This window comes from Aeromicrobium phoceense (assembly GCF_013868155.1).
In the GTDB taxonomy this organism is placed as follows: Bacteria; Actinomycetota; Actinomycetes; order Propionibacteriales; family Nocardioidaceae; genus Aeromicrobium; species Aeromicrobium phoceense.
This window is the reverse complement of record NZ_JACEOG010000001.1, coordinates 2,223,867-2,242,838: the sequence shown is the minus strand read 5'-3', so window position 1 is coordinate 2,242,838 and position 18,972 is coordinate 2,223,867. Positions and strand designations below refer to the sequence as shown.

Annotated in this window: 19 protein-coding genes; all 19 read right to left on the bottom strand. The window is 70.3% G+C overall.

Going from position 1 to position 18,972, the window contains the following annotated elements; all coding sequences use genetic code 11:
* Positions 1 to 3: 3 nt before the first annotated feature.
* The 19 genes from prcB to H1W00_RS10725 all read right to left on the bottom strand — a co-directional run bounded on the left by prcB (position 4) and on the right by H1W00_RS10725 (position 18,902).
* Positions 4 to 816: a proteasome subunit beta gene (gene prcB, locus H1W00_RS10815; RefSeq protein ID WP_181756258.1), complete on the bottom strand. Its 813-nt coding sequence runs from the start codon at positions 814 to 816 to the stop codon at positions 4 to 6.
* Positions 816 to 1,010, bottom strand: a complete 195-nt coding sequence (locus tag H1W00_RS10810; protein ID WP_181755706.1) for a ubiquitin-like protein Pup — start codon at positions 1,008 to 1,010, stop codon at positions 816 to 818. Before H1W00_RS10810 ends, prcB begins: the two co-directional genes overlap by 1 nt.
* Positions 1,011 to 1,026: 16 nt before the next feature.
* Complete coding sequence (dop, locus tag H1W00_RS10805; protein WP_181755705.1) at positions 1,027 to 2,532, bottom strand: depupylase/deamidase Dop; 1,506 nt, start codon at positions 2,530 to 2,532, stop codon at positions 1,027 to 1,029.
* A 63-nt stretch (positions 2,533 to 2,595) separates the two neighbouring features.
* Positions 2,596 to 3,009, bottom strand: coding sequence for a VOC family protein (locus H1W00_RS10800; protein WP_181755704.1), 414 nt, complete (start codon positions 3,007 to 3,009; stop codon positions 2,596 to 2,598).
* 70 nt (positions 3,010 to 3,079) lie between these two features.
* Positions 3,080 to 3,532 (bottom strand): GNAT family N-acetyltransferase, encoded by a 453-nt coding sequence (locus tag H1W00_RS10795; protein WP_286928837.1) that lies wholly within the window; start codon positions 3,530 to 3,532, stop codon positions 3,080 to 3,082.
* Positions 3,533 to 3,546: 14 nt separating this feature from the next.
* Positions 3,547 to 5,196: a proteasome ATPase gene (gene arc, locus H1W00_RS10790; protein ID WP_181755703.1), complete on the bottom strand. Its 1,650-nt coding sequence runs from the start codon at positions 5,194 to 5,196 to the stop codon at positions 3,547 to 3,549.
* 92 nt (positions 5,197 to 5,288) lie between these two features.
* Complete coding sequence (locus H1W00_RS10785) at positions 5,289 to 6,170, bottom strand: tRNA (adenine-N1)-methyltransferase (RefSeq protein WP_181755702.1); 882 nt, start codon at positions 6,168 to 6,170, stop codon at positions 5,289 to 5,291.
* Positions 6,167 to 7,084: a M50 family metallopeptidase gene (locus H1W00_RS10780; protein ID WP_181755701.1), complete on the bottom strand. Its 918-nt coding sequence runs from the start codon at positions 7,082 to 7,084 to the stop codon at positions 6,167 to 6,169. The genes H1W00_RS10785 and H1W00_RS10780 overlap by 4 nt, the downstream gene beginning before the upstream one ends.
* A 64-nt stretch (positions 7,085 to 7,148) precedes the next feature.
* Positions 7,149 to 7,823, bottom strand: a complete 675-nt coding sequence (locus H1W00_RS10775; RefSeq protein WP_181755700.1) for an HAD family hydrolase — start codon at positions 7,821 to 7,823, stop codon at positions 7,149 to 7,151.
* A gap of 33 nt (positions 7,824 to 7,856) precedes the next feature.
* Positions 7,857 to 8,243, bottom strand: a complete 387-nt coding sequence (locus H1W00_RS10770) for a hypothetical protein (RefSeq protein ID WP_181755699.1) — start codon at positions 8,241 to 8,243, stop codon at positions 7,857 to 7,859.
* Positions 8,244 to 8,426: 183 nt separating this feature from the next.
* Positions 8,427 to 9,161, bottom strand: coding sequence for an NUDIX hydrolase (locus tag H1W00_RS10765; RefSeq protein ID WP_181755698.1), 735 nt, complete (start codon positions 9,159 to 9,161; stop codon positions 8,427 to 8,429).
* Positions 9,158 to 10,222: a nitronate monooxygenase gene (locus H1W00_RS10760; protein ID WP_181755697.1), complete on the bottom strand. Its 1,065-nt coding sequence runs from the start codon at positions 10,220 to 10,222 to the stop codon at positions 9,158 to 9,160. The genes H1W00_RS10765 and H1W00_RS10760 overlap by 4 nt, the downstream gene beginning before the upstream one ends.
* A 78-nt stretch (positions 10,223 to 10,300) precedes the next feature.
* Positions 10,301 to 11,218, bottom strand: a complete 918-nt coding sequence (locus H1W00_RS10755; protein ID WP_338072877.1) for an aldose 1-epimerase family protein — start codon at positions 11,216 to 11,218, stop codon at positions 10,301 to 10,303.
* 13 nt (positions 11,219 to 11,231) lie between these two features.
* The gene (gene araA / locus H1W00_RS10750; RefSeq protein WP_181755695.1) at positions 11,232 to 12,743 is read right to left on the bottom strand and encodes an L-arabinose isomerase; all 1,512 of its coding nucleotides are present in this window, start codon (positions 12,741 to 12,743) and stop codon (positions 11,232 to 11,234) included.
* Positions 12,740 to 13,465, bottom strand: a complete 726-nt coding sequence (locus tag H1W00_RS10745; RefSeq protein ID WP_181755694.1) for an L-ribulose-5-phosphate 4-epimerase — start codon at positions 13,463 to 13,465, stop codon at positions 12,740 to 12,742. The genes araA and H1W00_RS10745 overlap by 4 nt, the downstream gene beginning before the upstream one ends.
* Entirely contained in the window at positions 13,462 to 15,141 is a 1,680-nt protein-coding gene (gene araB, locus H1W00_RS10740) for a ribulokinase (RefSeq protein WP_181755693.1), read from the bottom strand. Before araB ends, H1W00_RS10745 begins: the two co-directional genes overlap by 4 nt.
* A gap of 64 nt (positions 15,142 to 15,205) precedes the next feature.
* Positions 15,206 to 16,243 (bottom strand): ABC transporter permease subunit, encoded by a 1,038-nt coding sequence (locus tag H1W00_RS10735; protein ID WP_181755692.1) that lies wholly within the window; start codon positions 16,241 to 16,243, stop codon positions 15,206 to 15,208.
* On the bottom strand, positions 16,240 to 17,355 hold the full coding sequence (locus tag H1W00_RS10730) for an ABC transporter permease (protein ID WP_181755691.1): 1,116 nt from the start codon (positions 17,353 to 17,355) through the stop codon (positions 16,240 to 16,242). The genes H1W00_RS10735 and H1W00_RS10730 overlap by 4 nt, the downstream gene beginning before the upstream one ends.
* Entirely contained in the window at positions 17,352 to 18,902 is a 1,551-nt protein-coding gene (locus H1W00_RS10725) for a sugar ABC transporter ATP-binding protein (RefSeq protein ID WP_181755690.1), read from the bottom strand. The genes H1W00_RS10730 and H1W00_RS10725 overlap by 4 nt, the downstream gene beginning before the upstream one ends.
* Positions 18,903 to 18,972: the final 70 nt, after the last annotated feature.

The window sequence follows — 18,972 nt, the reverse complement described above, 5'->3', positions numbered from 1 at the left end:
CTCCTAGGTCAGCGGGGCGGACGGGCCGTCGGGCGACTGCATGCGCCCGCCGATCACGACGTCGGCGATGGCAGCGGTCTTGGACTCGTCCCACGCGCGGTAGCCGTCGGCGGTGATGACCGAGACCAGCGGGAAGATCCGTCGGGTGAGGTCGGGTCCGCCGGTGGCGGTGTCGTCGTCGGCCGCGTCGTAGAGCGCCTGGATCACGGCGGTGACGGCGTCGGTCTCGGACATGTCCCTGCGGTAGAGCTTCTTGAGCGAGCCGCGGGCGAACGTGGAGCCCGAGCCGACCGAGTGGAAGGTGCGCTCCTCGTTCTTGTTGCCCGTGACGTCGAACGCAAAGATGCGGCCGCACTGCGCCTGGAGGTCGTAGGCCGCGAACAGCGGCACGACCGCGAGCCCCTGCATGGCCATGCCGAGGTTGCCGCGGATGAGCGTGGCGAGCCGGTTGGCCTTGCCGTCGGTGGAGAGCGTCGTGCCCTCGATCTTCTCGTAGTGCTCGAGCTCGACCTGGAACAGCCGCGTCATCTCCACCGCGATGCCGGCGGTGCCCGCGATGCCGACGCAGCTGAACTCGTCGGTCGGGAAGACCTTCTGGATGTCGCGCTGGGCGATGACGTTGCCCATCGTGGCGCGGCGGTCGCCGCCCATGACGACTCCCCCGTCGAACGTGGCGGCGACGATCGTGGTCCCGTGCGTCACGTCGAGCCCGGAGACCGAGCCCACGGCGGCGTTCGGGAGCAGGTCAGGAGCCTGCGTGGCGAGGAACTCGGTGAACGAGGAGGATCCGACGGCGCGGAAGCCTCCATCGAGCATCACTGTCCGCCCTTCTGGACGAAGCTGCGCACGAACTCCTCGGCATTCTCCTCGAGGACGTCGTCGATCTCGTCGAGGATGGAGTCGACGTCGTCGTCGAGCTTCTCCTTGTGCTCGGTGTCGACTGCGGGGGTCTCGACCTGCTCCTCGTCGACGTCGCTCTTGCGGGTCGTCTTGTGCTGTTGCTCGGCCATGTCTCCACCCTATCCACTAGCGGCCCGTGATGGCCCTGAAGAGCTCTGCGGCGGACTCGACGCGTCCGAAGAGTCCGTCGACGTGTTCGGCGGTGCCCTTGAGGGGTTCCATCGTCGGCACCCGCTGCAGCGAGTCGTGCCCCGGCAGGTCGAAGATCACCGAGTCCCACGACGCGGCGGCGATGTCGGACGAGAAGCGCTGCAGGCAGCGGCCCCGGAAGTAGGCGCGCGTGTCGTGCGGCGGCTCGGTGACGGCCTCCTCGATCGTGGCGTCGTCGAGGAGTCGCTCCATGCGGCCACCGGCCACCAGCCGGTGGTAGAGCCCCCGCTCGGGCCGGATGTCGTGGTACTGCAGGTCGATCAGGTGCAGCTTCGCGTGGTCCCAGTCGAGGCCGTCGCGCTCGCGGTACTGCTCCAGCAGCGCCAGCTTGGCCACCCAGTCGAGCTCGCGGACGAGGTTCATGGGGTCGTCGGCCAGGCGCGTGAGGACCGACCCCCACTTCTCCAGCACGTCGAGGGTCTGAGGGTCGTCGTCGCCCTGGCTCTCGACGAACTTCTTGGCGTGCTCGAGGTAGTGGCCCTGCAGGTCGAGCCCGGTGATGGTGCGACCGTCGGCCAGCTTCACGGCCGTGCGCAGCGTGGGGTCGTAGGAGATCTGGTGAAGGGCTCGCACCGGATCGGCCAGCTCGAGCGGCTCCGGCAGCGCGTCGGCCTCGATCATCGCCAGCACGAGCGAGGCGGTGCCGTGCTTGAGGTAGATGGAGGTCTCCGACAGGTTCGCGTCGCCGATGATCACGTGCAGGCGGCGGTACTTCTTCGGGTCGGCGTGCGGCTCGTCGCGCGTGTTGATGATCGGCCGCTTGAGCGTCGTCTCGAGGCCGACCTCGACCTCGAAGTAGTCCGAGCGCTGGCTGATCTGGAAGGCGTGGACGCTGCCGTCCTGGTGCTGGCCGACCCGGCCCGCGCCGGTGATGATCTGGCGGCCGACGAAGAAGGGCGTCAGCTGGCGCACGATCGACAGGAACGGGACGTCGCGGCGCATGAGGTAGTTCTCGTGCGAGCCGTAGGCCGCGCCCTTGTTGTCGACGTTGTTCTTGTAGAGCATGATCGGCGCCACGCCGGGCACCCGGGCCGCCAGCTGCGCACCGCGCAGCATGACCAGCTCGCCGGCCTTCTCCCAGCGCACCACGTCGAGCGGGCTGGTGACCTCGGGGCTGGAGTACTCGGGGTGCGCGTGGTCGACGTAGAGCCGCGCCCCGTTCGTGAGGATGATGTTGGCCAGGCCCATGTCCTCGTCGGTGAGCTGCGAGGGGTCGGCCACGTCGCGACCGAGGTCGAACCCGCGCGCGTCGCGCAGTGGGCTCTCCTCCTCGTAGTCCCAGCGGGCCCGGCGTGTGAGCCCGTTGGCCGCGGCGTAGGAGTTGACGACGTGGGTGGCCGCCACCATGGGGTTGGCCAGGGGCTGTCCCTGCACGGCGATGCCGTACTCGACCTCGGACCCTTGCACTCGTCGGACGCTCACGCCTTCACCCTACGCGGCACGGCCCCGTGATCGCGGGTCTCCGAACGCGGCGGACGCGGCCGTCTACGCGGCGCCCGACGCGACGTCGACCATCCACGGCACGCCGTAGCGGTCGGTGCACGTGCCGAACGCGGCCGACCAGAACGTCGGCTCCAGCGGCATCGTCGTCTCTCCGCCCTCGGCGAGCGCGCCGAAGACCCGCTGGGCCGTCTCGGTGTCGGGGGCCGTGTAGGCCACGCTGAAGCCCAGCCGGGGTCCGCCGTCGCCGGTCGGGTCGTCCGAGCCCATGAGCATCCGGTCGCCGAACACCAGCGCCGCGTGCATCACGGAGTCGGGGTCCGACCCGGGCATGCGGCTGTCCTGCGGCACCTCGCTCATGCGGGTGATCGAGAGATCGCCGCCGAGGATGTCGCGGTAGCGCTCGAACGCCTCCGCGCAGGTGCCTCCGCTGAAGAACAGGTACGTGTTGATGGCCATGCCGACCTCCGTCGTGTCTCGCGCTTCCGCCCAGTATGCGACGCGAGGCGCTCGACGGCCGCTCAGCGCGTCAGAGGATCTTGCCGAGGTGCACCGAGTCGTCGTACTCCGCGTAGAAGCCGAAGGCGGGCACGTCCACGTAGCCCGCCGAGCGGTACAGCGCGATGGCCTCGGGCTGCTCGGTGCCGGTCTCCAGGACGAGGCGCGTGATGCCCTGGCGGGCGGCGCTGCGCTCCAGCTCGTCGAGCACCTGGCGCGAGAGGCCCTGTCCACGGTGCGAGTCGAGCACGAACATGCGCTTGATCTCGCCGTCGGTGTCGCCATTCGGGCCACCGCGGCGCCAGCCGCCCATCGCCACGGGGATCTCGTCCACGTAGCCGATGAAGAAGATCCCGTTGGGGTGGTCGAACTCCTCAGGGGCCATCGGCGAGGAGTCGCCCACCTCGCTGGCGTATCGCCGGACGTACTCGGCCTGGACCAGCTCGGTCAGCTTCACGGCGTCCGGGTGGTCGTAGCGGACCACGCGCAATTCGAGTGTCAGAGGTACTGTCCCGTGTTCGCGACCGTGTCGATCGATCGACCCGGCTCATTGCCGCCCTTGCCCGTGATGAGCGTGCGGATGAAGACGATCCGCTCACCCTTCTTGCCCGAGATCCGCGCCCAGTCGTCGGGGTTGGTCGTGTTGGGCAGGTCCTCGTTCTCCTTGAACTCGTCGACGCACGCCTGGAGCATGTGCTGGACCCGCAGGCCCTTGCTCTGGTGGTCGAGGAAGTCCTTGATCGCCATCTTCTTCGCGCGATCGACGATGTTCTGGATCATCGCGCCGGAGTTGAAGTCCTTGAAGTACAGGACCTCCTTGTCGCCACCGGCGTAGGTGACCTCGAGGAACTGGTTCTCCTCGCTCTCGGTGTACATCCGCTCGACGGTGCGCTGGATCATCCCGTGGACGCACGCCGTGCGGTCGCCGCCCCACTCGCGCAGGTCGTCCTCGTGCAGCGGCAGCGTCGTGGTGAGGTACTTGCTGAAGATGTCGCGGGCGGCCTCGGCATCGGGGCGCTCGATCTTGATCTTCACGTCGAGGCGGCCCGGGCGCAGGATCGCCGGGTCGATCATGTCCTCGCGGTTCGAGGCACCGATCACCAGGACGTTCTCCAGGCCCTCGACGCCGTCGATCTCGCTCAGCAGCTGCGGCACGATCGTGTTCTCGACGTCGGAGGAGACACCCGAGCCGCGGGTGCGGAACAGGGAGTCCATCTCGTCGAAGAAGACGATGACCGGGGTGCCCTCGCTGGCCTTCTCGCGCGCCCGCTGGAACACGAGGCGGATGTGCCGCTCGGTCTCGCCGACGTACTTGTTGAGCAGCTCGGGGCCCTTGATGTTGAGGAAGTAGGAGCGTCCCTCCTCCCCCGTGCGCTCGCTGACCTTCTTGGCCAGGCTCGCCGCGACCGCCTTCGCGATCATCGTCTTGCCGCAGCCGGGAGGGCCGTAGAGCAGGATGCCCTTCGGCGGCTTCAGCTCGTGCTCGACGAAGACCTCGGGGTAGAGATACGGCAGTTCGACGGCGTCCTTGATGATCTCGACCTGGTTGCCCAGTCCGCCGATGCTCGTGTAGTCGATGTCCGGGACTTCCTCGAGGACCAGCTCCTCGACCTCGGACTTCGGGATGCGCTCGTAGACGTAGCCGGCGCGGCTGTCGAGCAGCAGCGAGTCGCCCGCGCGCAGGCGCTGGCCCGCGAGGACGTCGGCGAGGCGCACGACCTTCTCCTCGTCGGCGTTGCCCAGGACGAGGGCGCGCTCGCCGTCGGCCATGAGCTCCTTGAGCATCACCACCTCGCCGACCTGCTCGAACTCCAGGGCGGCGACCACGTTCATGGCCTCGTTGAGGATGACCTCCTGGCCCTTGCGCAGGCCGGCCTTGTCGACCGCGGGGCTCACGTTGACCCGCAGCTTGCGGCCGCCGGTCATCACGTCGACCGAGTCGTCCTCGTTCAGCTTGAGGAAGGTGCCGAAGCCCGTGGGCGGCTGGGCGAGGCGGTCGACCTCCTCCTTGAGCGCCACGATCTGGTCGCGTGCCTCACGCAGTGTGGACGTGAGGCGCTCGTTCTGGGCGGCCGTGCTGGCCAGGCGCGCCTCGACGTCGGCGAGGCGGGCCTCGGCGTACCTGTCGGTGTACTCGCTACCGGTCATGTGACACCTCCTGGAGGGGTTGCTATGACCCTACCCGGCGACGACGTCCTCACCAGTCCATCTCGGAACGATCGTGTTGCGATCCGGTTGCGTCAGTCCAGGTCGGCCGGCCGCGGGCCCACGTAGTCGGGTCCGTAGGCGCCGGGAGCGGGTCGTCGCGTCTTCGGCATCGGCCGCTGCCCGGGGGCGAGACGACGGGCGGTGACCAAAAAGGCGGTGTGCCCGTTCATCTTGTGGTTGGGCCGGACCGCGAGGCCCTCGAGGTGCCAGTCGCGCACGAGCGTCTCCCACGCGTGGGGCTCGGTGAAGCCCGCGGACTCACGCAGGGACTCGACGAACCGGGACAGCTGCGTGGTGGTGGCGACGTAGCCGCAGACGATGCCGCCGGGCACCAGCCGCTCGAGCGCGAGCGGGATGCAGGTCCAGGGGTCGACCATGTCGAGGATGATGCGGTCGACCTCGGGTCCGTCGACGGCGTCGCGCAGGTCGCCGACGGTGAGGGTCCAGGTGTCGGGCACGCCGTGGAGCGCCTGCTCGACGTTGGCGCGGGCCTTCTCGGCGAAGTCCTCACGCAGCTCGTGCGACTCGAGGTGTCCCTCGGGGCCGATGGCGCGCAGCAGGTAGGACGTGAGGCTGCCCGAGCCGGCGCCGGCCTCGATGACGCGCGCACCGGGAAAGATGTCGGCCTGGACGAGGATCTGCGCCGCGTCCTTGGGGTAGATGATCGCGGCGCCGCGCGGCATCGAGACGACGTACTCGAACAGCAGCGGGCGGAACACCTGGTAGGGGAACTCCAGCGACGTCTCGACGACGATGCCCTCGGGGCGGCCGATGATGTCGTCGTGCCGGACCTGGCCCTTCTTGGTGCTGAACTCCTTGCCGGCGACGAGCTGGATGTTGTGTTTGCGGCCCTTGGGATCGGAGAGGCGGATCCATTCGCCCTCGACGAAGGGTCCGGTGCGTTGGTGGTTCATCCGGCTTCACGATAGGCGCGGTCCACCGAGGACGCGAAGAGGGTTCCCACCACGGTCCCCCGGCCGTCCACCAGCGCGTAGGCGTTGGCGGGGTTCTCGGCCATCGCGACCAGCAGGTCGCGGCCCTTGAGGTCGACCGAGATCGGCACGGCGCCGGTCGGCGGAGGCTCCGGACGCATCAGCTGCTCGGCTCTCAGAGCGCCGATTCGCGCGAGCGCGACACCTTGGCGCAGGGCGTAGGAGGCGCCCTGCCAGAGGAAGAGCGCGACGGCCAGCAGCAGCAGCGCGCGGCCGATGGCGAAGGTGTCCTCGCCGAACAGCATCGAGACCGCGATGGCCATGAGCACCAGGGCGGCGGCGCGACCGATCCAACCGGCCACGCGGACACCCTTCGCCTCGCTGCCCGTGGTGGCCCAGATCAGGGCGCGCAGCACGCGACCACCGTCGAGCGGCAGGCCCGGCAGCATGTTGAAGACCGCGATCAGCAGGTTGATGAAGCCGACGGACCACAGCACCGAGTACGTGGCGCCGGAGGTGATCTGCGCGCCCCACAGTGCCGCGAGACCGAGGACGAAGGAGGCCAGCGGGCCGACGATCGAGGTGACCAGCTCCTGCCACGGGTGGCGCGAGTCGCCCTCGATGCGGGTCTCGCCGCCGAGCAGGTGCAGCTCCACCGAGGAGACGCTCATGCCGAACCACAGGGCCGCCGCGAGGTGCGCCAGCTCGTGCAGGAGCACCGACACGTAGAGGCTCAGGACGAAGACGACGGCGGTCAGGTAGGGGTTGGGTCCCGCGCCGAGGGAGTCGAACTGCGGCGCGAAGACGATCACCAGGATGACGCCCATCACCAGCAAGGAGGGGCGCACGACGATGTCCGCGCCCGCGATGCGCGCGATGCGCCAACCGCCACTCATGGGTACAACCTACTGGCGCCGTGGCGGGCAGCCGGTACTTCGCCCGCGGTCGCGGACGTCGTGTTCACTCCGGTCCGCGGTCGGCGAGCCGGGCCAGGTCGGCCACGCTGAGGTGGGTGAGGCTGGTGACGATCGTGCGGCGGGGCGCCTCCGGCACGTTCCCGGCGTGCGGCACGGCCACGACGTGGCAGCCGGCCGCGTTCGCGGATGCGGCACCCGTGCGCGAGTCCTCGATCGCGACGCAGTCGGCGGCCTCCACGCCGAGCAGCCGCGCGGCCGTCAGGTAGGGCTCGGGGTGCGGCTTGCCGTGGGTGACGCTGTCCCCCGTGACGACGGCGTCGAACCCGAGGGCCTCGACGACCGGCTCGGCGATGTAGGCGTACGACATGGTGACGAGCGCCTGGGGCACGCCGGCCTCGCGCAGCGCGGTGATCAGCTCGACGGCGCCGGGCCGCCAGTCCTGCTTCTCGCGCAGGCCGGCCGCGACCCGCCCGCCGAGCCAGTCGGTGATCTCCTCGGGCGCCATGTCGGACCCGATGCGCCGCTTGATGTAGACGGCCGCCTCGCGCAGGTCGCTGCCCACGAGCGTGAGCGCGTCCTCCTCGGTCCAGACGGCATCGTGCTGCGCGGCGAGCTCGTACTCGCCGTTGATCCACAGCGGCTCGGTGTCGACGATCGTGCCGTCCATGTCCCACAGGACGGCGGCGGGGAGCTGTGCCTCGTCACCAGATATCGGCATGGCGCCCATTCTTCCAGTGCCTGCGGAGGCCTCTCATCCCCGCCCGGACTTCCACATGTCCTTGTCGAACGTGATGACGTAGGCGTTCGCAGCGCGATCGAACGTCACGCGGGCTGGGTCGGCGTCGATGCCGAGCTGTTCAACAGCCCAGCCCGCCACGGCCAACTCGATGGCGTCGTCCTGCGAGTCGGTCAACGGGTACCAGAGGTGGTCGAGTGTGAAGATCAGCTCGCCGGAGTCAGCCGCGTAGCGCTCCTGCAGCCGTGGAGCGACGCGACGCAGCGCGCTGAGCACATGCGGGAGCTCGCTCGCCGTCAGGTTCACCGACTCGCTGATCACCAACCACGCGCTGGTGGCGACGGGGATGCCAACTGTCGGCTTCCGATCCGCGGGATGAACTGAAAGATCGAGGTCGACCATCAATCCCCAGCTGTCGAGCAGGAGACGCAGCTCGTACCGACTCATCGAGGTTCAATCCCGGTCACGGCCGCGAAGCACCCAGCTGGATGGTTCTGACCGCGCACCTGTGTGTCTTGCGAGGCACACGTCGATCATGCTCACACACCGGTACAGAGGTCATCGACCTCTTCGCCTTCGTGACGCTCAGCGCCACGCGAAGGTCGGCTGCTCGAGATCGTCGACCCGGGTCGGGTCCCCGTCGAGTCCCAGGCGGCGGAACTGGAGCAGGACGGCTGCGGTGGGCGCATGGACGCGGTCGGTGTCCCCCAGCGGGATCTGGACCACGGGGCGATCGCTCTCCGGGATGTCCAGGAAGCGCGGCGAGTCGCTCCGCAGCAGCTGGTGGAGTCCGACGCGGTAGACCGCGAGCACCTCGTCGGGCGACGGCCGCAGGTCCAGCGGTCCCCCACCCCAGACCACGACCGGGGTGATGACGTAGCCCGAGCGCGTCGGGTAGTCGTCCAGCAGTCCGAGCACGTCGTCGCGGCTCAGCCTCACGCCGAGCTCCTCGTCCGTTTCCCGCAGCGCCGCGTCGACGGCGTCCTCGCCCTCGTCGATCCGACCGCCGGGCAGCGCCCACTGACCCGAGTGCGTGCGGAGGCGCCCGGAGCGCCGGCTCAGCAGGAAGGCCGCGCCACCGGAGACGTTCTCCATGCGCCCGTCGAGCTCGTGAACACCGGGTGCCGCCTCGTCCGCGGCGTCCCGGGGAGGATCGACCCGAACCTCGCCCGGTGCGGAGTCGACGAGGACGACGGCCACCGCCGCGTGGCGCCTGCCCTCGGCGTCGGCCACTCGACGGTCATGGTCCGCGAGGTGGGCCGCGACCCGTTCACGGAGCGCTGCGTCGTACGGCACGGGTGTCGGAACAGTGAGGCTCATGACCCCATTGTCCCGCTGGCGGGCATCAAGCCCTCGAGGATCTCTGCCACCGGCGCTTCGCGGGTACCTCGCCACTGCTGCCCCGCCCAGAGGTTGAGCGCCGAAGGGTCGTTCGCCGCGACCGCGGCGGCACGAAGCGGCCGGGTGAGGTGGTGAAGCGCCGGATACCCGCTGGGGGCCGCCTCGTCGTGGTCGAGCACGAAGCGGTTCACCAGGGCTCTCGCCGGTCGGCCGGTGAAAGCACGGGTGAGGGCGGTCGAGGTGTACTGCGGGTCGGCGAGCGCGTCCTTGTGGAGGTCCGAGGCGCCGCTCTCGGGGGCGCGGAGTACCGCGGTTCCCACCGCAACGGCGGACGCTCCCGCTGCCATGGCCGCCTCGACGTCCCCGGGAGACGCGATGCCGCCGGCGGCCACGAGCGGGACGGACACCCCGCCGGCCACCTCCTCGACGAGCTGGGACAACGGGATGTCGGCCGGCCAGTGATCGGCGTCCCAGACGCCCGAGTGCCCGCCCGCGGCGAAGCCCTGCACGACGAGAACGTCGACGCCGGCCGCCTCCGCACGACGCGCCTCCTGCGGCGACGTCACGGTCTGCACGAGGACAGACCCGGCGCGGTGGAGGGCGTCGAGCACGTCCGCCGACGGGAGCCCGAAGGTGAAGCTCACGACCGGAACGGGCTCGGCGACCAGCGCGGCGATCTTCGCGTCCCACGCGTCGTCGTCCTCGCGCAGGGCCACGGGCTCGGCGTCCTGGTGGAGCCGTTCCGCGGTGGGCTGCAGCGAGCGCGCGTAGCCCTCATAGGCGGCTGCCGTGATCGGGTGCACGTTCGGGACGAAGAGGTTGACGCCGAACAGCTCCGTCCCGGCGTCGCGCACCTCCCGCACCTCGCGCGTCATCGCCTCGGCGCTCTTGTACCCCGCTGCCAGCTGGGCGAAGTGGCCCGCGCGAGCCGCCGCGACGACGAGGCGGGGCGTCGACGGTCCGCCCGCCATCGGCGCGACCCAGACGGGCCTGCTCCGGTCGAGAGGCGCGGGCAGACGTCGGGAAGGCGCGTGGGACATGGTCGTTCCTCTCGTCCGAGGTGCTCCTCCGCAGGGGCGGGCCGCCTCCAACGTAGTCTCCGCCGACCCCTGCGGTCTTCAGTCGATCGCCGCGATGCGCCAGCCGGCGGTGTGCGCCTCCCCCGGCTCGAGCAGGACGAGTCCCGTGCCGGAGTTGAAGGCATCGGGTGCGCAGGTCATCGGCTCGACTGCGAGGCCGATGCGGTCGTCGGCGTCGGCGGTGTGGACCTGCACCCACGGACAGGTCGCGTCGAAGGTGATCTCGACCCCCGTTCGATCCGCTCGCAGCCTGACGCGGACGGTGCCGTCCTCCTCACGAGCCAGCGTGGTGAACGCGTGGTCGATCCGGGCGTTCCCGAGGCGCCGCGGCCTCCTGAAGTCGAACCGGGCGGGATCCTCGGCGTCGACCGCGACGAGCCCGGTCGGCACCAGGAGGTCCCCACTCACCGAGAGGACGTCGGCGGCCGGCAGCTCCAGCTCCCAGTCGTCGACGCGACCGCGTCCCCCGACGAGGTACGGATGCGGGCCGGTGCCCCACGGAGCATTTCCGGATCCGACGTTGCGCCCCGTGACCGTCTGCACCAGTCCGTGGTCGTCGAGGCTGAAGGGGGTGCTCACCTCGACCCGCCACGGGTAGCCGGCCTGCGGCTCGATCGTGGCCGCGAGGACGACCCGGTCCGACGAGGCCTCCCGGGGCTCGTAGTCGGTCCAGATCGCGAGGCCGTGCAGGGCGTGTCCGCGGTCCGGTTCGGTGATCGGCAGCTGGTGGTCGACGCCGGCGAGGCGGTACGCGCCGCCGACGACCCGGTTGGGCCACGGCGCCAGCGTCAGTCCCCGGAACGATGGGCGGAGCTCGTCGGCCTCGAAGGGAACCACGAGGTCACGCCCGTCGAAGGGCAGGGTGCGCAGCGATGCGCCGACACTCGCGACGTCGGCCTCGTACCGCCCCCGCCGGAGGCTGAACTGCGTGCCCGAGAGCGGTCGGCGCGGTCGCACGGCCCGGCCCACGTCAGAGTCCTCGCGCCAGCCGGTAGTAGGCTTGGTTCCACCGGACCTGGTCGGCGAACCCGCGCACGTCGGTCGACTCATCGATGACCAGCAGCTCGGTACCGGACATCTCGGCGAAGTCACGGAAGACCTCGATCCCCACGGCGGTCGTCATCACCGTGTGGTGGGCCGCACCGGCGGTGAGCCAGCACGTGGTGCTGGTCGCGAAGTCCGGCTGGGGCCTCCACACCGCCCGGCCGACGGGAAGGCGCGGGAGGTCGGGAGCCTCCACGGTGTCGACCACGTTCGCCACCATGCGGAAGCGATCCCGCATGTCCGACAGCGCCACCACCAGCGCCGGTCCCGGATCGGCCGTGAAGACCAGGCGAACGGGATCGTCCTTCCCGCCGATGCCGAGCGGGTGGACCTCGAGGCGAGGTGGGGTCGAGGTCAGCGACGGCGCGACCTCGAGCATGTGGGCGCCGAGGATCCGCTCGTTCCCCGGCGTCAGGTCGTACGTGTAGTCCTCCATGAGGCTCGCGCCGCCGGGCAGCCCGGCGCCCATGACGTTGGCGAGGCGGACCAGGATCGCGGTCTTCCAGTCGCCCTCGGCGCCGAACCCGTAGCCCTCCGCCATGAGCCGCTGCACGGCCAGCCCGGGCAGCTGCCTCAGGGTCCCGAGGTCCTCGAAGTTCGTCGTGAAGGCCCCGAATCGGCCGTCCTCGAGGAAGCGGCGCAGGCCCGCCTCGATCGCGGCGCCGTCGCGCAGCGCGTCGTGGCGATCGCCTCCGGGCAGCAGCTCGGGGGCGACGTCGTACAGGTCGGCGTACTCGGCCACGAGCTGGTCCACCTCGACCGTCTCGGCGGCGTCGACCGCGGCGGCCAGCTCGGTGACACCCCACGTGTTCACCTGGACGCCGAACTGCAGCTCGGCCTCGGTCTTGTCGCCCTCGGTGACCGCGACGTACCGCATGTTGTCGCCGAAGCGAGCCAGCCTCAGCGAGCGCAGCGATGCCCAGCCCGCAGCCGCTCGCTCCCAGTCCTCGACCTGCTGGAGCACGCGAGGATCGGAGACGTGCCCCGCCACGGTCTTGCGGGCGATGCCCAGTCGGGTCTGGACGTAGGCGAACTCCCGGTCGCCGTGGGCGGCCTGGTTGAGGTTCATGAAGTCGAAGTCGATCTCGTCCCACGGCAGCGCGACGTTCGCCTGGGTGTGCAGGTGCAGCAGTGGCTTGGCCAGGACGTCCAGGCCCGAGATCCACATCTTGGCGGGGCTGAACGTGTGCATCCACGCGATCAGTCCGACGACCTCGTCGCGCGCGTTGGCCTCGAGTACGAGCCGCCGGATCTCCTCGGCGTCCTTCAGCACCGGCTTCCAGACCACCCTCACGGGGGACCCGCCCAGCCCCTCGGCGACCTGCCGGGACTGCTCGGCGACCTGCCGCAGGGTCTCCTCCCCGTACAGCAGCTGGCTGCCGGTGACGAACCAGACCTCGCGGCCGTCGAAGGATGTGGTCAGGGGGGTGCGGGTCATCGCAGCTCCTCGGTGTCGGGGCGACGGTCGTCGCCGGACTGCCCGTACACGTGCTGGTAGCGCGCGTAGAGGGCGTCGATGTTCGCCTGGTCGATCGGGACCGGCTCGCCGGCCTGTCGGGCCAGATGGACGGTGCGCGCGGCGTCCTCGCACATGACGGCCGCCTTCACGGCGTCCTGTGCGGTGACCCCGATCGTGAACGGGCCGTGGTTCGCCATCAGCACCGCACGCGACCGGTGGCCTCGCAGCGTCTCGACGATGCCGCGGCCGATCGAGTCGTCACCGATGACCGCGAACGGCCCGACGGGGATAGGACCGCCGAACTCGTCGGCCATTCCCGTGATGACGCACGGGATCTCCTCGGCGCGGGCCGCCCACGCCACCGCGTACGTCGAGTGGGTGTGCACGACTCCCCCGATGTCCGGCAGGTGCCGGTAGACGTAGGCGTGCGCGGCGGTGTCGCTGGACGGCGACCGCTCACTGCCCGGCGAGCCGGGGACCACCGTGCCGTCGAGCTCGCACAGGATCATCGACTCGGGTGTCAGGTCGTCGTAGGACACCCCCGAAGGCTTGATGACGAACAGGTCGGCGCCGGGCACGCGGCCGGAGACGTTTCCTCCGGTCCACACGACGAGGCCGTACCGGACGAGTTCGGCGTGCAGCGCCGCCACGTCGGCGCGCACGGCGTCGATCGCCCGCTGGGTCGCCTCGTCGAAGCTCATGCCAGCACCGTCCGGCGCAGCGAGCGCAGCCGCCTCATGACGTCGTTGGCGCCCCGACCGAACTGGTCGTGCAGGAGGGTGTACTCGTCGTACAGCCGGTCGTAGGTGCGCGCATCCGGCTCGTGGGGCGTGTAGACGTCCCGGTCGACCGCTCCCATCGCGGCGGCCGCGGCGCGGACGTCGGCGTACTCCCCCGCCGCGACGGCGGCGTGGATCGCCGATCCGAGAGCGGGGCCCTGCGCACTCGCGATGATCGACACCGGAAGGCGCAGGACATCGGCGTACGTCTGCATCAGCTGGGGGTTCTTGAGCAGCCCGCCGGCGACGATGAACTCGGTGACCGGGATGCCCGCGTCCACGAACGTCTCGACGATCACGCGGGTGCCGAACGCCGTCGCCTCGAGCAGGGCGCGGTACCCCTGCTCGGGCCGGGTCGCGAGGGTCTGGCCGACCACCAGTCCCGACAGCTCGTGGTCGACGAGCACGGAGCGGTTGCCCGAGTGCCAGTCGAGCGCGACCAGCCCGTGGGCGCCGACGGGTTCGGCGTACGCCAGCTCGGTGAGGTGCTGGTGGACCGAGATGCCCCGGTCCGCGGCCTCGGCGTGGAGCCGCCCGGGGACCTGGTGCTCCACGTACCAGGCGAAGATGTCGCCCACGCCGGACTGGCCCGCCTCGTAGCCCCAGAGCCCATCGATGATCCCGCCGTGGACGACGCCGCAGATCCCCTCGGCCTCGACGAGCCGGTCGTGGCTCATCACGTGGCACGTCGAGGTGCCCATGATCGCGACCATCTGACCGGACTCGACGGCCTGCGCCGCCGGGGCGCTCACGTGGGCGTCGACGTTGCCCACGGCGACGGGGATGCCCTCCGGCAGGCCGGTCCACGCGGCTGCCTGCGCCGTCAGTCCGCCCGCCGCGTCGCCCAGCCGGCCGATCTCGTGCGCGACCTTGGTCTCGGCGAAGTCGCCGAATCCCGGTGCCAGGGCCGCCAGGAAGTCTGCGGACGGGTACTCGCCGTCCTGGAGGATTCCCTTGTACCCGGCCGTGCAGGCGTTGCGGACGTATCGGCCGGTCAGCTGCCAGACGATCCAGTCCGCGGCCTCCACCCAGTGGGCCATCGCGTCGTAGAGCTCGCGGTCCTCCTCGAAGAGCTGCAGGCCCTTGGCGAACTCCCACTCGCTGGAGATCAGCCCGCCGTACCGGCCGATCCACGACGCCTTGCGCTCGTGCGCCAACGCGTTGATCCGGTCGGCGTGGGGCTGGGCGGCGTGGTGCTTCCACAGCTTCACGTAGGCGTGGGGGCGGTCGGCGAACCGGGGCACCTCCGACAGCGGCGTGCCGTCGGCCAGGGTCGGCACCATCGTGCAGGCGGTGAAGTCCGTTCCCACGCCCACGACGTCCGCCGAATCGATGCCCGCGTCGGCGAGCGCGGCCGGAACCGCCTTCCGCAGCACCGCCACGTAGTCCCCGGGTGACTGCAGCGCCCAGTCCGGGGGCAGCGTCACGATCCCGGCATCGGCCGGTGCGGCGGTGAGCGTCCGGTCCATGACGCCGGGCTCATACTCGTGCACGGCCGAGCCGAGCTCGGCTCCGTCCTCGACCCGCACGACGGGCGCGCGGCCCGAGAGCGTGCCGAAGTCGATGCCGATGACGGACTTCGCGGCGGGGTCGGGCATGGAATGGTTCTCCTCTGGAGATGGGGCGGGTGGTGACGGGCGGGGGCGCGCAGCCGGAGGGCCGCTACTCGCGTCGGCGCAACGTCACCACCCGCTGCAGCAGAACGAAGATGAGCAGGATGCCGCCGGTGATGATGGTCGTGGCCTCGGGCGGGATCGTGCCGTCGCGCGTGATCAGCACGTTCATCAGCCCGAGCACGAGGGCGCCGACGACCGATCCGAGGACGAACCCCGCGCCGCCGGTGAGCAACGTGCCACCGATCACCACCGCGGCGATCGCGTCGAGCTCCCAGCCGATGCCGGTGATGTTCTGAGCGCTGCCCAGCCGGGCGGTGTAGACGACGGCGGCGACCCCGGCGAGCGTGCCGCTGATGACGTAGACGCGGATCTTCGTCGCGGTGACGGGCAGGCCCATCAGCCGTGCCGACGGCTCGGAGTTACCGATCGCGTAGACGGTGCGACCCGTCCGGGTGCGGTGCAGGACGAAGACCGCGACGACCACCACCGCGAACGCGATGACGACACCAGGCGTCAGGACGAGATCGTTGACCCGCTCGCCGTCGACGAGCTTCCACGGCGTGGCGAGCGACCGGATCGCCGAGTCGTCGTCCAGGCGCTCGGGCTCGGTGCTGAGGCTCGAGGCCAGACCTCGGGCCAGGAACATCATGGCGAGCGTCGCGATGAACGGCTGGACGTCGAAGTAGTGGATCAGCACCCCTGAGGCCAGCCCGAACAGCGTGCCGATCCCGATCATCAGCATGACCACGAGCCAGTCGTTCATGCCGGTGTGGGTGAGCATCACGCCGACGACGCTGGAGAACGCGATGACGGCTCCGACCGAAAGGTCGATGCCACCGGAGAGGATCACGAAGGTCATCCCGACGGCGAGGATGATCAGGTGGGCATTGTTGATCAGCAGGTTCGACATCGTGTTCGCCTGCAGGATCCGCCCGTAGGTCACCTCGCCGTACACGAGCATGCCCACGAAGATGACCACGGCCGCGAGGGTCGGCAGCGTCGCCGCACTGCGCTTCCAGAGCGCGACGGCTCGGTCGGCGAGGGTGGCGCGAGTGGGGTCGGCGGTCGCCAGATCAGTGCTCATGCGGAGACCCTCGCTCCCTGCGTCGAGGCGTTCTCGGACGTGCCGTCGGGGCGCGGCGGGCCGACGTCGGGTCCGGGCCGCGGCTGGCGCCGTTCCAGCCAGCGGAGAACCTGCTGGGACTGCATCAGGCAGAGGACGATGATGACGATGGCCTTGAACGCGGGCGTCGCCGACGACGGGATGCCCAGGAACACGACCGTCTTGTTGAGGGTGGCGATCAGCAGCGCGCCGACCGCGGCGCCGCGGATCGAGAACCTGCCGCCGGCCAGGGACGTGCCGCCGATGACGACGGCCAGGATCGCGTCCAGCTCGAGCTGGTACCCGGTGCGCGAGACGTCGACGCGCATCACCGTGGCCGTGGCGAACAGTCCGGCGATCGAGGCCAGGAAGGCACTGAGCACGTACACCGCGAGCAGCAGGTTGCGCGGCTTCACGCCGGCCATCCGGGCGGCGCGCAGGTTCACCCCGATCGCCTCGATCAGCAGGCCGAGCGCCGACCGGCGGACCACGAGGCCGACCACGAGCACGATCGCGACGGCGAGGAAGAAGACGACGGGCAGGCCCAGGACGTAGCCGTTGGAGATCCACCGGAAGGACGGGTTCACCGAAGCCGTGTTCTGACCCTCGGTGATGACCTTGGCCAGGCCGCGCCCGGCCAGCATCATCACGAGGGTGCTGATGAACGGCTGCAGGCCCACGAAGGCGACCAGCACGCCGTTGACCAACCCGAGCGCCGTGCCGATCGCCAGCGAGAGCAGGACGGCCGTGAACGCGGCCTGCGTGCCGGCGTCCGCGCCCGCGGACTGCAGGAACTCCATGGACACCGCGCCCGAGACGACCATGATCGACCCGACCGACAGGTCGATGCCGCCGGTCGCGATCACCAGCGTCATCCCGGTCGCGATCAGCAGGATGGGCGCCGCGGCGCGCATGATGTCGATGAGGTTGCCGGCGACGTGACCGTTCTGGTCGTTGACGCTCAGGGCGAGGTAGCCGGGGTCCTTGGCGAGGTTGACCAGCAGCAGGACGACGATCGCGACCAGGCCCCAGACGTAGGGCTGTCGCATGAGCTCGGCGAGGCGGGCGCGAACGGTGCGGACGACGGCGCTCATGCCGTCACCACCACGTCCGTCGCGTCCGGCGACGGCCGCACGATCACGTCGACGATGTCCTGGGCGGTTACGTCGGGGCCGTTGACCAGCTCGCCGACCACGCGGCGGTCCCTGAGCACGACGATCCGGTCGCTGAGCCGCACGACCTCCTCGAGCTCGGACGAGACGAAGACGACGGCCACGCCGTCCTCGGCCAGGCCGGTGACGTACTCCTGGATCTCGGCCTTCGCGCCGATGTCGATGCCCCGCGTCGGCTCGTCGAGGATCAGCAGGTCGGGCTGCGTCGCCAGCCAACGACCGAGGAGCACCTTCTGCTGGTTGCCGCCCGAGAGGTTCTTGATCGGCCGCTCCGGATCGGCCGGGCGAACGCCCATCGCCGTCACGTACGTGTCGACGATCCGGTCCTGCTCCACGCGCGACAGCGGGCGCATCCAGCCGCGCTTGGCCTGCACGGCCAGGATCAGGTTCTCGCGAACGGTCAGGTCGCCGACGATGCCCTCGTCACGGCGGTTCTCGGGCGAGTACGCGATCCGGTGCTTGAGCCCCGCGACGGGTGACGACAGCGACACCTGCTCACCGTCCACCTCGATGCTGCCGTCGTCGGGACGGTCGGCGCCGTAGAGCAGGCGGGCCAGCTCGGTGCGACCCGAGCCGAGCAGTCCCGCGAATCCGACGACCTCACCGCGGTGCACCTCGACGTCGGCGCTCTCGATCGACCCGGTGCGCCGGATCCCCGTCGCCTTCAGGATCGGCACGGCGGCCAGGTCGACCTGGTGCCGCTCACGCCCGGACTCGACCTGGGCCAGGGCCGCCATGTCGCGACCGATCATGAGCGAGATCAGGGTCGAGCGGTCGAGCTCGCGGGTCGGCCGCTCGTCGACCCAGGTGCCGTTGCGCAGCACCGTCATGCGGTCGCTGATCGCGTAGACCTGGTCGAGGAAGTGGGAGACGAACAGGATCGCGACACCCTGGTCCCGCAGGGAACGGATGACCCCGAACAGCCCTTCGACCTCCGCCGCGTCGAGACTCGAGGTCGGCTCGTCGAGGATCAGCACCCTCGACTCGATGACCATCGCCCGACTGATCGCCACCAGCTGCTGCATCGCGATCGAGATCGAGGACAGCGGCTGGCGCGGGTCGAGGTGGCCCAGCCCCAGCCGGTCCAGGGCCGCAGCGGCTGCCCGGTGCGTCGCGCGCCAGTTGATGCCGAAGGCGCCACGCACCTCGTGGCCGAGCATCACGTTCTCGCCGATCGTGAGGTTCGTGCAGAGGTTGACCTCCTGGTAGACGGTCGAGACGCCGGCGGACTGGGCGTCACCGGGACCGTGGAAGGAGCGCTCGCGGCCGTCCACTCGGATCGATCCCGCGTCGATCCGGTAGACGCCCGTGAGGGCCTTGATGAGGGTGGACTTGCCGGCGCCGTTCTCGCCCATGAGGGCGTGGACCTCGCCGGGGAAGAGCCTGAGGGACACGTCGTCGAGGGCCTTGACGCCGGGGAATTCGATGGAGATCCCGCTCATCTCGACGATGGGGGTGCGTTCGGTCATGCTGCGCTCGATCCCGAGGGTGGTGGTGGGTGGTGTGAGCGTGACACCGCGGGTGCGGGACGGGAAGGGA

Coding starts and splice junctions, on each gene's coding strand:
- H1W00_RS10800 (WP_181755704.1), bottom strand. CDS start 3,009: ATGGCCATCAACACGTACCTGTTCTTCAGCGGAGGCACCTGCGCGGAG.
- H1W00_RS10810 (WP_181755706.1), bottom strand. CDS start 1,010: ATGGCCGAGCAACAGCACAAGACGACCCGCAAGAGCGACGTCGACGAG.
- H1W00_RS10765 (WP_181755698.1), bottom strand. CDS start 9,161: ATGAGCCTCACTGTTCCGACACCCGTGCCGTACGACGCAGCGCTCCGT.
- H1W00_RS10785 (WP_181755702.1), bottom strand. CDS start 6,170: ATGAACCACCAACGCACCGGACCCTTCGTCGAGGGCGAATGGATCCGC.
- H1W00_RS10730 (WP_181755691.1), bottom strand. CDS start 17,355: ATGAGCGCCGTCGTCCGCACCGTTCGCGCCCGCCTCGCCGAGCTCATG.
- arc (WP_181755703.1), bottom strand. CDS start 5,196: ATGACCGGTAGCGAGTACACCGACAGGTACGCCGAGGCCCGCCTCGCC.
- H1W00_RS10735 (WP_181755692.1), bottom strand. CDS start 16,243: ATGAGCACTGATCTGGCGACCGCCGACCCCACTCGCGCCACCCTCGCC.
- H1W00_RS10770 (WP_181755699.1), bottom strand. CDS start 8,243: ATGGTCGACCTCGATCTTTCAGTTCATCCCGCGGATCGGAAGCCGACA.
- araA (WP_181755695.1), bottom strand. CDS start 12,743: ATGACCCGCACCCCCCTGACCACATCCTTCGACGGCCGCGAGGTCTGG.
- araB (WP_181755693.1), bottom strand. CDS start 15,141: ATGCCCGACCCCGCCGCGAAGTCCGTCATCGGCATCGACTTCGGCACG.
- H1W00_RS10745 (WP_181755694.1), bottom strand. CDS start 13,465: ATGAGCTTCGACGAGGCGACCCAGCGGGCGATCGACGCCGTGCGCGCC.
- H1W00_RS10725 (WP_181755690.1), bottom strand. CDS start 18,902: ATGACCGAACGCACCCCCATCGTCGAGATGAGCGGGATCTCCATCGAA.
- prcB (WP_181756258.1), bottom strand. CDS start 816: ATGCTCGATGGAGGCTTCCGCGCCGTCGGATCCTCCTCGTTCACCGAG.
- H1W00_RS10780 (WP_181755701.1), bottom strand. CDS start 7,084: ATGAGTGGCGGTTGGCGCATCGCGCGCATCGCGGGCGCGGACATCGTC.
- H1W00_RS10775 (WP_181755700.1), bottom strand. CDS start 7,823: ATGCCGATATCTGGTGACGAGGCACAGCTCCCCGCCGCCGTCCTGTGG.
- H1W00_RS10760 (WP_181755697.1), bottom strand. CDS start 10,222: ATGTCCCACGCGCCTTCCCGACGTCTGCCCGCGCCTCTCGACCGGAGC.